The following is a 14043-nucleotide window of genomic DNA, read 5'->3' as shown; positions in this document are numbered from 1 at the left end:
TTTTGGATTGCAAATTTAAAATAATAAATGAATTTATACTACTATGGAAACAACTGATATAAAAGTAGATGTTTTAGTTATAGGGGCTGGGCCATCGGGTTGTGTCGCTTCCGCTTATTTACATCAGCAAGGTTTGCAAGTTAAAGTAGTTGAGAAAAATACGTTTCCAAGATTTGTAATAGGTGAAAGCCTCTTGCCAAGATGTATGCAACATTTTGAAGAAGTAGGTTTATTAGACGCTTTAAAGGCTGCTAATTTTGAAGTAAAAAATGGCGCCCGATTTTTGCGGGATGATGTGGTTTGTAATTTTGATTTTAGCGATAAACATACCAAAGGTTGGGATTGGACTTGGCAAGTGCCACGTGCCGACTTTGATACTATTTTAGCAAAGGAAATTCAAAAAATGGGTGTCGATCTTTCTTTTGAACACGAAGTTATTGATGTACAATTTGACGATGCTGGAATTTCTACCACAACTATTAATGATGCCCAAGGTAATCCCTATAAAGTGGAAGCTAAATTTATAATCGATTCTAGTGGTTATGGCCGTGTTTTACCACGTTTATTAAATTTAGATAAACCATCAACCATTCCTGAACATTCATCAATTTTTGGTCATGTTGAAGACATTCACAGACCTACAGGCGAAGAAGGCACGATGATTACTTTTGATGTTTTAGATAAAGATACCTGGTTTTGGGTAATTCCTTTTTCAAACGGTAATACCAGTTTAGGTTTTGTAGGAAAAAATGAATTTATAGATTCTTTTGAAGGTGAAACGTCCGAGCGTTTAAAAAACATGCTTAAACATTCGGATTATTATTACGAGCGTTTTAAAGATGCACCTTTGTTATTTGAACCAAAAAGTATTCGGAATTACTCTAAAGCCGTGACCAAATTTTATGGAAAAGGCTTTGCCTTAACCGGTAATAGTGCGGAATTTCTGGATCCTGTTTTTTCATCAGGTGTCACTTTTGCAACAGAATCTGCTTTGATATCGGCGAAGTTAATTACCAAAGAATTACAGGGCGAAACTGTAGATTGGGAAGAAGATTATTCCAATTATATAAAAGCAGGTGTTGATGTTTTTGCTACGTATGTAAAAGAATGGTACACCGGAAATTTACAAACTTTGTTTTTTCACAGACCCGAAAACCCTGAAGTAAAACGCCAAATTTGTGCTGTTTTAGCGGGTTATGTTTGGGATGAAACCAATCCGTTTGTTACTAAACACAAACGTATTGTGAAAACGTTGGCGCATTTGATTAATATGGAAAAAGAAAAAAGCGCTTCAGTTTAGAAGCGCTTTTTCTACCGATAATAATTTCTAATTATTCTATTTCTTTGTTAATGTCCTTTAAGTCACCACTTTTAATGTTGTAGCCTTTGTTCTCAACCAAATAAATGATTTCACCAGTAACGCTGTCAATTATGGATAGCAATTTGTATTCATTAAATTGACTATGCATCAAATAGTAGAACTTTTCACCACTTAATATTTTATCATTCAAAGCTTGGTGCGAAATCATTTCGTAAGGAAATTCATATTTTTCAAATAACTCTTCCGGTTCCTGAATCTTGCTTAAAGCGCCGGTAAAAGCATTTGTTGATTTTAACGTCCAGTCTGGAATAAATAAGGTTTGCTCCTTTAATGTTTTTAATTTCTTAGTGTTTACAATGCCATCACGAACGTTCAACATTTCTTTTTTATTTAATTTGTCGTTTAGAGTTTGAAAATAATTTTTGATATATCCGTAATCGAAATTATAATAGTCAGGTTCATCACTAATCTCTTTAGCTTTTTTCTCTCTATAATGCGGACTATTTTGAAACCTATTTAGAATACTTTGTGTGAAAAATACATCAGCAAACTCATAAATTTCTAGATTTTTTTCCCCTTTTTTATTGATTTTCACACTTGGATAAGATATTAATTCAAACTTTTTTACAAACCACATTCCTACGGTTTTGTCATTTTTGCCTAATTGCCTTTTAACTAAAGCATAATTTTCATCATGTATTCTTATAATTGTGTTATTTTCTAAAACATAGTCATCTTCAATATAATTTTCTTGCGCTACAAATTCAATATCGTTGAATGTCCAGATGTCTGAAATTAGATTTTTAGTTTTCTCAAAATCCAATTCATTTGGGACTATAAAATAAGTTTTCGTGGTTTTTAAATAATCAAATTCAGCTTCCTTAATTTTTGAAACATATAAGTTGGTTGGTGACACGCTGCTGCCAATACTTACTTGGGCAGAAGATAGGTTTGATAATAAAAGTCCGATAAATAATAGAAAGCTAGTTTTCAAAAGTAGGTTTTTTAAAGTTATTAATGCAAATATATATATTCAGCTTACTTTTTATAGAGTATCAGCAGATAAACTCCGAAACGTTCTTGTATTCGATTGGTAATTAGGTAAATAAAAAAAGAGTAGGTTCAAATGGAACTTACTCTTTTGTATTAAAATATATCTTAATAATGTAAAAAGCTAAAACTGACTATTTAGCAGCTTTCTCTTTCAAATTCGTTAGCATATCTTTTGTAATATCATCTAGAGAATAGGTATGTTTCCAGTTCCAATCTTTACGCGCATCGCTATCGTCAATACTGCTTGGCCAAGAATCGGCAATTTCCTGACGGAAATCTGGATTGTATTCTATAGTGAAATCTTTTAAATGCTTTTTAATAGACGTTACCACATCTTTAGGTGTAAAGCTTATGGCGGATAGATTATAAGAAGAGCGAATTTTTATAGATTCTGCTGGTGCTTCCATAATTTGAACGGTTGCATTAATAGCATCTTCCATATACATCATGGGTAGGGCGGTTTCTTCAGACAGGAAACAATCGTAATGATTATCAGCAAGTGCTTTATGGTAAATATCTACAGCATAATCTGTAGTTCCACCACCAGGCAAAGTTTTCCAGCTAATAATACCTGGATAACGGATACTTCTTACATCAACACCGTATTTATTAAAATAATATTCGCACCAACGTTCACCAACTTGTTTGGTAATTCCGTAAACCGTTGATGGTTCCATGATGGTGTATTGTGGTGTATCTTCTTTCGGCGTCGTAGGTCCAAAAACGGCAATACTAGAAGGCCAAAATATTTTTTTAATTTGTCCGTTTTTAGCTAAATCTAAAACATTGAAAAGCGTGCTCATGTTTAAATCCCAAGCTTTCATTGGGAATTTTTCACCTGTAGCACTTAACATGGCTGCCATAAGGTAAACCGTGTTTATTTTGTATTTTTCAATGCACACTTTAACGCTCGTAGAATCTTGAGCATCTAAAATCTCAAAAATACCTGAATTAACAATATCTAAATTTCCGTAGCTAATATCACTGGCAATAACTTGATCATCACCGTGAATTTCACGTAATTTATAGGTTAATTCGGAACCAATTTGTCCACAGGCGCCAATGATTAAAATTTTAGATTTCATGTTCGGGTATTTTAAAAATCATTCAAAAATAACAAGAATTTACAGATGAAATGGTAAATTTAACTTAAAATAATGTGCAGAAAATAAAGTATTATTATAATTGAAAGCTAAAACCCACGAATACAATATATTTGTAATTCCAGTTAGAAAAAATATGAAATACATTTGCTTACTATTCGTTTTATGTCTGTTTTCTTGCAAAGACACCGAAAGTGAAATTCAGACTTTACCCGCAGACAATGCCATCAGCGAGTTAATAACTAAAGAGGATTTGGCTTCTATTAAGTACGCCGATTTTATTGCCGACCCCAAAGTGGAAAACATGATTACAGGTTGGGCGAAATACAATGAATTGCAATCTGTGATTTTAGATATTAAAGCAGGAAATTTATCCTTTTTTAAGGACAATAAACAAATTGTATCTACTTTAAATTTCGAGTTGAAATCCACCATTCCAGAAACGCTAAAAACGCCTTTAATAATAGCCCGTGTTGTGGCCGTGGAAACGAAAGTTTTTAAATTAGAAAGTGCTGTAAATTTATCAAATCCAGAAAAGGAGGTTGTTTTAGAATCCGTTAAAGAGCTGTTAGTGGCTTTTTCAAATTTAAACCTTCAAATGAATAAACAAGTAGAAAAGGAATCTCAACAAATTATAAAGCCCTAATATTGTGGGTTTTTTCTTAATATTTTGTTAATATATCTTCGTTTCAATTAACAAAAATCAAATAGTGGTAAATTGTACCATTAAAATAAACACAAAACTTATGAATTCAAACTTTAAAAAAGCAACATTACTTAGTGCAGCCGCCTTTATGGGCTTAATGGCTTGTAAGAATGAGGCTAAAGAAGAAATTGCGCTTGTGGAAGATCCAGGCGTTCCAGGAATTAATTTGGAGTATATGGACACCGAAGTAAATCCGAATGATGATTTCTTTAATTATGTTAATGGTACTTGGTTAAAAACAACGGATATTCCTGATGACCAATCTGTTTGGGGAAGTTTCAATGAGCTTCGTAAAAAAACAGATGCGGATGCCTTGAGTATTTTAGAAGCAGCTATGTCTGATAACAAGGATATGGAGAAAATTCAAGTTTTACCAGGTTCAGACCAGGAGAAAGCAGTTTTTCTATACCAAACTATCATGGATACAGTTGGTAGAAACAAGCAAGGTTTAGAGCCATTGAAACCGTATTTAGCTAAAATTGAAGCGATTAAAAACATCAATGATTTACAAGCTTACATGATAGAAATGGAGCCACTTGGAGGTGGAGGTCTTTATGGTTTTGGTGTTAGTTCAGATCCTAAAGATAGCAACAAGAATGTAGGTTATTTAGGTGGTGGTAGCACAGGTTTACCAGATCGTGATTACTATGTTAAAAACGATGCAGATTCTAAAGAAAAACGTGAAAAGTATGTGGCTCATATTACTAAAATGCTACAATTTTTAGGTGAAACTGAAGCAGATGCAAGTGCAGAAGCAAAACAAATTTTAGCTTTTGAAACCCGTTTAGCTGAAGCTAAAATGGATAAAGTGGATAGGCGTGATGCTAGAAAACGTTACAATCCAAGATCAATAGAGCAGGTTCAAAAAATGGTTCCAGCTGTTAATTGGAAAAACTTCTTAAACGGAATTGGTGTTAAAGAAATCGATACGGTTATTATTGGCGATTTAAATTACTTTAATCGTTTACAAGAGGTTTTATCTAAAAATAATGTGGACGATTGGAAAGCGTATTTACGTTGGAATGCCTTTAACGGTTCTGCAAGCAAATTAAGCACAGAATTAGAAGACGCTAGCTGGGAGTTTTACGGTCGTGAATTAAACGGCGCTAAAAAGCAACGTCCTCGTAACGAAAATGCGTTAGGAACCTTAAATGGGACTGTTGGTGAAGCTTTAGGGAAATTATATGTAGATAAAATGTTCCCACCAGAAGCAAAAGCGAAAGCTGAAAAAATGATTAAGAATGTTATTTTAGCTTTTGAACAGCGTATTTCTAATTTAGAATGGATGAGTCCAGAAACGAAGCAGAAAGCGATTGAAAAATTGAAAGCAACTAATATCAAAATTGCTTATCCAGATACTTGGAAAGACTATGGAACATTAGAAATTGCAAGTGTTGAAAACGGCGGATCATATTTACAGAATTCATTCAATGCACGTGCATGGAATTTCCGAAAGGATATTGATAAATTAGGAAAACCAGTTGATAAGAGCGAATGGTATATGGCACCACAAATTGTGAATGCTTATTTTAATCCTTCTTTTAACGAAATCGTATTTCCAGCGGCTATTTTACAGCCACCATTTTATAACTACAAAGCGGATGACGCTGTAAATTACGGTGGAATTGGCGCTGTAATTGGTCATGAAATTTCTCATAGTTTTGATGATTCAGGATCACGTTATGATAAAGATGGTAACTTAAATAACTGGTGGACAGATGAAGATTTGTCGCAATTTGAAACATTAGGAACTCAATTAGCTGATCAGTATAGCGCTCTTGAAGTTTTACCTGAAGTTTTTATTAATGGTAAATTTACTCTAGGTGAAAATATTGGTGATTTAGGTGGTGTTTTAGCTGCTTATGATGCTTTGCAAATTAGCTTTAAAGAAGATGGAAGACCAGAAAATATTGATGGTTTTACAGCTGAACAACGTTTCTTTATGAGTTGGGCAACTGTTTGGAGAACTAAAATGCGTGATGATGCTTTAAAAACACGTATCAAAACAGATCCACATTCTCCAGGAATGAATCGTGCGGTTCAACCTTTATTAAATATTGATGCTTTTTATGAAGCATTCAACATCAAAGAAGGTGATAGCATGTACATTGCTCCAGAAAATCGTGTGAGAATCTGGTAAGATTATTAGTATCTTAATATGAATTATAGAAAAGCAGCTAAAATTTTTAGCTGCTTTTTCATTTTAAAGATTCACGATTTTTTGTAAAATTCGCGATCACTATATTTAATTTGAAATATTACTGTTCATGCTATAAGTAGAATTAAACATTATAGGAAGGTTAAATTACTTCTCGTAATTCTAGAGCGCTAAACGATATTTAGTTTATTAAAAGACACAAAAAAACACCAATTTCAATTACTGAAATTGGTGTTTTTTTTCAATCTAAATTATAATACAAGCAAACTACTCTTTTGCTTTCGGTTCTTTTTTCTGGTTCAATAAGGCATCTTTACTAATAATGGCCAAATTAAAGTTTGAAGATATCTTTATCGCTTCATCTAAAATCGCGACTGCTTTATCAATATTGGTGGCTTTATTTTCATTGTAAGTAGATAAAGCTTTCAAATATAAAAAGGCTGATTTTAAAGAAACTTGATATGGTTGTTGACTTTCATAATAGGCTTTTCCCATATTATCTTCTGCATTTTTTAAACCGTATTCAATATAAGTATTGCAATTTTCCAATTGATTGGTTTGTAAATATAATTCCGCCAATTCATAAGCTATGGAAGGATCTGGTGTACGTCTAAACAGTTCTTCAAATTGAATAAGTGCACGATCAGATTCGTTTAATGCTTTTAAAGAAACAGCTTTTACTTCAACAGCAACATCAGAATCTTTAGCATTTGCATCTATACCAATAGTATTCAAAGCTTGAACATGATTTCCTTCACTCATATAAACCATGGCCAATGTGTCTTTATGCGCTTGTGATTCTTTAGGTGATAAGATAATTAAATGGGTTAAACCATTGATAATTCCTTGTGTATCACCTTGAATTTTCATTTGCGTATAATAAGCACGAAAATGCTCCAATAATTGTGTGTCTGTTTGTGCTTGTGCCTGAAATCCTAAAAAGCATAAGGCTACAATAACTAATTTTTTCATAAAAAATATTGTTTAATAGGCGTCAAAGCTAAAAAAAATAGTGACTCATTATCTTAAAACATTGCTAATTATTTAATTTCAAAGCTGCTTTTAATAATAACAGCGTCGTTTAGTACAAACGGTTTTGGTATCATAGCTTTAGTTCTACCCGGAATTGAAAACTCTGGATTGGTTAAGATATCATAAGTTGCTTCATAAAATGTTAAGATTGTTTTTTGATTTTCAGGAATGGTTAAAACCATTTCCAGAGGTTCATTGTCTGAAACAAAATAGCTAAACAGGCGGTTGTTGAAGCGTTCTGTAAACACATTTTCCATTGCCGTATTTTTCTTTGCTGAAACACCATTAATTATGGCCTCTTTAAACACATTTGTACTATCGGCAAAAACTTCTATACGTTCAGCTTTGCGGTTAGATTTAAATTGAATGTGAACTTGACGGAAATTATTGATAATGGTGTCAGATACAATGGTGATTTCTGGTTTTACCAATGATTTCAATGGCGCGTTTTTAGTATATGTAAAACCTGATTTGTATTTACTACCAATGGTATTTTTGTTCAAAATGGATGCATCATCAGGCTTCTCTGTTAAAAAAGGTTTGGTATAACTATCTAAAATAGCATCATAAGTTGCCCAAACGGCGGTATTTTTATCACTATCTAAAACGTAATTTAAACTGTTTGGTTTGGGCCTTTCTTCTGAAAAATTAGATTGTATATGTGCTACTACCAAACTCGTAATTGTAATAATTAAAAACAGTCGCGCTAATAGTTTTTGATTTTTATAAAATCCAAATACAGAAACCAACATGCCAAAAATTAAAACCACTAAAATACAGGTCACAAATAAAATTTTCAAACCCAATCCTACGGGAAACATTTTAATAAACGGCGACATGATGGTTATAACTGGGAAACCTAAAAGCGCTAATAAAATAAGATTTGGTTTTTTCTGTCTTATTAGAATAAACAGACTTAATAATCCGAAAAACACAGGAATAATAAAAAAGCTAGCACCTGGAAGATTCATGGCAACAAGTGTACAGATAACTAACCAGAAAAATAAAGGCGCTACTAATAAGCTAGCTGTATTATTGGATTTATAGAGGCGATGATAAATGCCAAAACAGATCGTTAGAGCCAATGAGGCAAAAGCTACAATATAAACGTGGCCGTTATAAGTGAAACCGTGTAGTATGTCATTGTATTGTGGATACAGCTGTTTTATAAGCAGCAATAACCCCAAGCCAATTCCTCCAGCTGAAATAAGGGTTAATAAGAAAGCAGCAAATCCACGACCGATTTCAGAAAAGAAAAACGCTTCTTTTTTAATGCCATGAAAAATTAGACCTATAAACACCAAAATCGCTAAAATAAGCATCGGAAAAATCCAAGCAAATGGATAAATGACGGTTTTAAATAGTGGCACATTAAAATAAATGTAGTCTTCAGTGCTTTTTACTGAATTCAAATCGGCTTCCGAAAAATAATGGAGTAGTGGCATCAAATAATTGCCTTGATGCTCCAGCGTATTCCGGTCTAATCTTTCGTAGGTATCTAGAGCGGTGTGGTAATCAAAATGATCATCAATAAAGGCGAAATTAAAACCATCAATATTTCCATCTTCACGAAAACGGGTTAAATCCGTATCATTGGGCAGCATTTTATAAATGCTATAAGCAAGCGAATTGGCAACAGGAAATTCTGGATTTGCAGCAACAAAATGCTTCATCAATTCGGCGTTGCCTTGATTGGTTTCAATGAGCATGTAACTTGGGCCGCCAGAACCGCGTGCTTCAAAATTTAAAACCAGACCAACATTTTTTGCCCATGGATGTTTATTTACAAAGGTATCTGCACCGTTTAATCCTAATTCTTCGCCGTCTGTAATGACGATTATAATATCATTTTTAGGTGTTTTATTGTCGCTTATAAAAGCACGGATTCCTTCTAAAATTGTAACCACACCAGAACCTGCATCACTAGCACCAAATGACGAATGCGGGTGACTATCATAATGCGTTAATAAAAGTAAAGCCTTGCCATTTTCTTTGCCTTTTAGTTTGGCAACAATATTTTTAGGCTTGGAAACATTTCCCCATTGACTGATGGAAACCTGTTCTTGAACTTCAGTTTCCAAACCCAAAGTTTCCAATTGCTGAATAATATAATTCCGTACAACTTCATGCTCGGCATTACCTAGATAATGTGGTGCTTTAGAAATTTCCTTTAAATGAACCAAAGCGCGTTCTGTAGAAAATGTGTTTTCTGGCGCATCTAATTTTGAAATATCACTTGGTAGTAATACAAAAAAGCTCCAGTATACGGCCAAAACGATTAGTATAAAAGCAATTATTTTTTTAAGCATGAGAAGAGCAGTTAGTTTTGAAAATTAAAAGTACATAATTTAAGAGGAATCGTAAACTTGTCATAAGTCTTTTGGAAAACAGCACAAAATTATCTATATTCAAGGTTCTAAACATCTATATTTATGGGGATTAAAAGTTTTCAAGGCGCGCGAAAGCAGCAAAATAATATCAATGAAAATGTGCAATTAAAAGTTTGCGATTATATGACGCGGGATTTAATTACGTTTAAACCCGAGCAAACCGTAGATGAAGTTATCCATGCATTAATTGCTAATAGAATATCGGGTGGACCAGTTGTAAATGCAAATAATGAATTAATCGGGATTATTTCTGAAGGCGATTGCTTAAAACAAATTACGGAGAGTCATTATTACAACATGCCTGTAGAACAAGATATTGTTGAAAATCGCATGGTAAAAAATGTAGAAACTATTGATGGTAATATGGATGTTTTTGAAGCTGCCAGAAAATTTCTAGATTCTAAAATTAGACGTTTTCCTATAGTTATAGATGGTAAATTAATGGGACAAATTAGTCAGAAAGATATTTTAAAAGCCGCCATGCAACTCAAAGGACATAATTGGAAATAATTAATTTTCACGTTTAACCAATGCGTAGTAATCACCTTCTAGTGGTAAATAACCTTGGTCATAAACAAAATAATAAATGGTGCCAGCTTTGGTGGTGTAGATGCTGGTAATGTAATTAAAATCGAAACCTTTTTCTATGAGTTTGGCTCTTGATGATTTGGTTTTTTGCTCCGGATTTAATTCTTCTAAAATTCGGTAGTTTTTCCGTAAACGGTTATTGGTATTCCGAATCAGGTTTTTATGGTCCTTATTAATGTTATTATTAAAGGCATTCCGACAGGCGTCACTACAGAATTTTTTATCAATTCTTCCAACAATTTTATCACCACATTCTGGACATTGTTTTTGCATCGTATTGTTTTTTAATGTGACCCATTAATTCATAACGAACCATTCGTTAAAACACGTAATCTCGTCAAGATTATTTATGCTTTCAATTTTATTAGAAGCTGTGTTTGCCATCCAAACTTTATGAATGTTTTCAATGATTAAACTATCTGTTTTATCAACAATAGCAATTAGATTTTCGTTCATGTCCTGATTAATTTGGCAATAACCAATTGTTACAAGTTTAGATTTATTACTATTTGGAATGACTAAAGTGTCTAAAATTGTAAATAATCTTTTATCATTACTGGTGTCACTAGAAATACTATTAAATATGACTAAATTATTCAAGTCATTTTTTAAATGAAGTATACTATGTTTGGGTTCTTCGTTATTTCCGTAAATGACAGTATCACTAATTTTAGTGTAATTTGAGAGCTCGTCAATTTCATTATATCTATGGAATTTCATATCAACTAAAGAACTTGTGTTTTTGGCTTCATTACCTCCACAGTTAACTAGAAGTGATGAAATTAAAATAAAAAGTATATTTTTCATTTTTGAAATTTGATTCGAATTATAAAGAAGTTGTACTTAAATTATTGCAACTCGATATAAATATATTAATTATTCGTTAACTATTATCTATCTAAAGTGATTTCCCAATCACAAGCGTATTAGTTTGATTCACTTTTTTATAAACAACCACTTGATAAATATGCGATTTTAAATAACCGATAATGGTTTCTAGTTTGTGCGAAAGTTCTTTTTTCAAAGAACCATTAAAAAGAATAGCACCACTGGCTGATTTGCATTTAAGAATGTTTTCCCAAAAAGATAGCTCTAAAAATGATTCTGGTACACTTAAATCTATAAATAAATCAATGATGATGAGGTCGAAGGTTTCAGATGTGTTTTCTACAAATTTCAGCGCATCGTCACAAATAATATTTAGACTTTCAGAAGATTCTATTTGAAATTCCTCTTTGGCAATGGTAATAATCTGCGGATCAATTTCCACAGCGGTTATATGATTTTTAAAGTTAAAATCGGTGCGAAGGGTTTGTATAACGCTGCCACCACCCAGACCTAAAACAAGAATAGAGTTGACATTTTTAAGATTTAATTTTTCCAATCCAAATTTTAAAATCCGTTGTAAGGAACCATAGGAATAGTTGGCGTTTTTAGAGTTTAAATGCTTTTTTCCGTTGTACCAAGTAATTTCCAGCGTTCCGTTGATATCCGAATTCACTTTCTTGGTAATAGGGTATAAATAGCTTAAAAGCTTTGCCATATGAATAACGTTAGTTGTTTTAATTTTTTAAAAATTAGCAATTTCAGAAATTTAAAACCGAATAACTTCCATATATGCCATGATGCGTTAATGAAAATGAGACATCTAATTCTTTGTCTTTATAGAGCAATTTAGGTACGCCAACGTCTGTTTTTCTAATTACTAAATCACCGAAATTCAAATCATTATGGATTGAAAAGTCTGCAATAAATTGTTGTTTTAAAAAAGCACTTTGTTTTTTTATATCTCTTTCAGGTAAGTTATAAACGAAACTTTTAGAATCAGCATCATCCATTCTGGCAGTACTTAAAATATAATCATGGTTACAAATCGTTTCGGTTTGAAATTTCATGAACTCAATAGAAACCTGATCAAACCCATCTTCAAATTGACATGCAATTTTCTTCGGATTATAAAAGCGTTTCCCACCAGCTTGAATAAAAACTTTATAAGCACTTTCTTTCATGCTCCACAATTTCCAAACGGTTTTAAAAGGATCATTAGCGTCAGATATCATTTTTTGCTCGTTATCTGTGAAGATTTTATCTAAAAAACCACGTCTTTCCCAGTTTGTGGTAAGCTTGGTTTCTTTCAAATCCACGATATCGTTTCCAATCATTATTTTTCGGAAACTTTTTGGTTTATTATTTCTAAAGCGGCTTCTACATTCAGCATTTTATCCATAGAATCATTGTCAAAAATAATATCATATTTATCTTCAATGTCTAAAATAACATCCACCAAATTCGCTGAATTTATCTTTAAATCATTGATAAAATCTGTTCCTTCATGCATGTCTTCAAAACCTTTTTCGTCTTGAATATAAGGTTTTACTATTAATTTTAATTCGGCAATCATTTTATCTTTATCACTCATTGTTTTCTAAATTTTTTAAATATTATACAGCCATTGACATCTCCAAATCCGAAACTTGCCTTGGCCACGATATTAATTTCTTTTTCTATTAATTTTTGAGGTATTTTTTCTTTCGAAATTAATGCCGTAATCTCTTCATTTAAATCCTCGCAATTAATATTTGGGAAAATGAAGTTATGATGAATTTGCAAAACGCTTGCCACACTTTCAATAGCGCCAGAAGCGGATAAACAATGTCCAACCATAGATTTTAAAGAATTGATATATGGGAAATCTTCGTGTTTTAAGTTTAAGGCGATACTCCAGTTTTCAATTTCCGTAAAATCTTTTATTGTTGCAGTTAAATGGCCATTTATAGCATCGATTTCTGAAGCTTTTATGTTGGAGTTTTCTACCGCTTTTTTAATGCAACGTTGTACTGCTTTGGAGTTTGGAGCTGTCATAGAACCGCCATTTCTTTGCCCGCCAGAATTAACATCTCCACCTAAAATTTCAGCATAAATGGTGGCGTTGCGCTCCAAGGCGCTTTCCAAAGATTCAATGACCATGGCGCCAGCGCCACTTCCTGGAACTAAGCCAGAAGCTGATGCACTCATAGGGCGCGAGCCTGATTCTGGATTGTTATTATGTTTGTAATTTAGAACCCGCATGGCATCAAAGCCTCCCCAAATATAAGGTCCTTCATCGCTTGTTCCACCAACTATCATGCGTTTGGCAAGGCCAGCTTTTATACGATCAAATCCCATTAAAATGGCTTCTGTTCCTGTTGTGCAGGCCGAAGAATTGGTGGTGACTTGATTTCCCAATCCTAAAATACCGCCTAAATAGGCGCTGACGCCACTTGTCATGGTTTGCGCCACAACGGTGCTTCCTAAACGCCTGACTTGTTTATCGTCTAATTTATATATGGCTTCTCTAAATTTTTCAATTCCAGAAGTTCCTGCTCCAAAAATAATTCCACTGTCATAATCTGTAGTATCAGAAATGGAGAAACCCGCATCTTTCCAAGCATCTATTCCCGCCATGCAGCCATATAAAATGCCTGAACTATTAAAATCACGTAGCTGTAGTTCTGTTAAATACTCACGTTTTAAGGCTTCTGAAATTTTTGGTTTTCCTCCAATGCAACATGAAAACCCCAATTCTTTTAAATCTGGATAGAATTCAATTCCGGACCTGCCATTTTTTATGGCTTTGGTAAAATCAGCGAGGCCAACTCCATTAGGAGAAACCACACCGAGACCAGTTATAACGACTCTATTTTTCATAATTC

The 14043-nt window shown here is 33.1% G+C and carries 14 protein-coding genes; 4 read left to right on the top strand and 10 right to left on the bottom strand.

Annotated features, from left to right (window positions below):
* Positions 1-43 precede the first annotated feature (43 nt).
* On the top strand, positions 44-1300 hold the full coding sequence (locus ES674_RS01985; RefSeq protein WP_148402310.1) for an NAD(P)/FAD-dependent oxidoreductase: 1257 nt from the start codon (positions 44-46) through the stop codon (positions 1298-1300).
* A gap of 31 nt (positions 1301-1331) precedes the next feature.
* Here ES674_RS01985 and ES674_RS01980 read toward each other — a convergent pair whose 3' ends face one another.
* A complete protein-coding gene (locus ES674_RS01980; protein ID WP_148402309.1) occupies positions 1332-2315 on the bottom strand; it encodes a hypothetical protein in 984 nt (327 codons plus the stop codon).
* A gap of 190 nt (positions 2316-2505) precedes the next feature.
* Positions 2506-3459, bottom strand: coding sequence for an NAD-dependent epimerase/dehydratase family protein (locus ES674_RS01975; protein WP_148402308.1), 954 nt, complete (start codon positions 3457-3459; stop codon positions 2506-2508).
* A gap of 154 nt (positions 3460-3613) precedes the next feature.
* Here ES674_RS01975 and ES674_RS01970 point away from each other — a divergent pair, with 154 nt between their 5' ends.
* Positions 3614-4123, top strand: coding sequence for a hypothetical protein (locus ES674_RS01970; protein WP_148402307.1), 510 nt, complete (start codon positions 3614-3616; stop codon positions 4121-4123).
* A gap of 100 nt (positions 4124-4223) precedes the next feature.
* On the top strand, positions 4224-6323 hold the full coding sequence (locus ES674_RS01965; RefSeq protein ID WP_148402306.1) for a M13 family metallopeptidase: 2100 nt from the start codon (positions 4224-4226) through the stop codon (positions 6321-6323).
* 285 nt (positions 6324-6608) lie between these two features.
* On the opposite strand, the gene ES674_RS01960 is transcribed toward ES674_RS01965, so the two are convergent.
* Both ES674_RS01960 and ES674_RS01955 read right to left on the bottom strand, forming a co-directional pair.
* Complete coding sequence (locus ES674_RS01960; RefSeq protein ID WP_148402305.1) at positions 6609-7313, bottom strand: hypothetical protein; 705 nt, start codon at positions 7311-7313, stop codon at positions 6609-6611.
* Positions 7314-7381: 68 nt separating this feature from the next.
* Positions 7382-9682: a M28 family peptidase gene (locus ES674_RS01955; protein WP_148402304.1), complete on the bottom strand. Its 2301-nt coding sequence runs from the start codon at positions 9680-9682 to the stop codon at positions 7382-7384.
* A 123-nt stretch (positions 9683-9805) separates the two neighbouring features.
* Here ES674_RS01955 and ES674_RS01950 point away from each other — a divergent pair, with 123 nt between their 5' ends.
* Positions 9806-10273, top strand: coding sequence for a CBS domain-containing protein (locus ES674_RS01950; RefSeq protein ID WP_148402303.1), 468 nt, complete (start codon positions 9806-9808; stop codon positions 10271-10273).
* On the opposite strand, the gene ES674_RS01945 is transcribed toward ES674_RS01950, so the two are convergent.
* From ES674_RS01945 to ES674_RS01920, 6 genes are all read right to left on the bottom strand, one after another.
* Positions 10274-10624, bottom strand: a complete 351-nt coding sequence (locus ES674_RS01945) for a hypothetical protein (protein WP_148402302.1) — start codon at positions 10622-10624, stop codon at positions 10274-10276. It lies immediately after the preceding gene.
* Between the two features lie 24 nt (positions 10625-10648).
* Positions 10649-11158, bottom strand: a complete 510-nt coding sequence (locus tag ES674_RS01940) for a hypothetical protein (RefSeq protein WP_148402301.1) — start codon at positions 11156-11158, stop codon at positions 10649-10651.
* A 91-nt stretch (positions 11159-11249) separates the two neighbouring features.
* Positions 11250-11894 (bottom strand): spermidine synthase, encoded by a 645-nt coding sequence (locus ES674_RS01935; protein ID WP_148402300.1) that lies wholly within the window; start codon positions 11892-11894, stop codon positions 11250-11252.
* Positions 11895-11937: 43 nt separating this feature from the next.
* On the bottom strand, positions 11938-12513 hold the full coding sequence (locus ES674_RS01930; RefSeq protein WP_148402299.1) for a 4'-phosphopantetheinyl transferase family protein: 576 nt from the start codon (positions 12511-12513) through the stop codon (positions 11938-11940).
* Positions 12513-12770 (bottom strand): acyl carrier protein, encoded by a 258-nt coding sequence (locus ES674_RS01925; protein WP_148402298.1) that lies wholly within the window; start codon positions 12768-12770, stop codon positions 12513-12515. The genes ES674_RS01930 and ES674_RS01925 overlap by 1 nt, the downstream gene beginning before the upstream one ends.
* A complete protein-coding gene (locus ES674_RS01920; protein WP_148402297.1) occupies positions 12767-14038 on the bottom strand; it encodes a beta-ketoacyl-[acyl-carrier-protein] synthase family protein in 1272 nt (423 codons plus the stop codon). The genes ES674_RS01925 and ES674_RS01920 overlap by 4 nt, the downstream gene beginning before the upstream one ends.
* Positions 14039-14043 lie beyond the last annotated feature (5 nt).

Source organism: Bizionia myxarmorum (assembly GCF_008086205.1).
In the GTDB taxonomy this organism is placed as follows: Bacteria; Bacteroidota; Bacteroidia; order Flavobacteriales; family Flavobacteriaceae; genus Algorimicrobium; species Algorimicrobium myxarmorum.
This window is presented reverse-complemented; position numbering and strand designations above follow the sequence as displayed.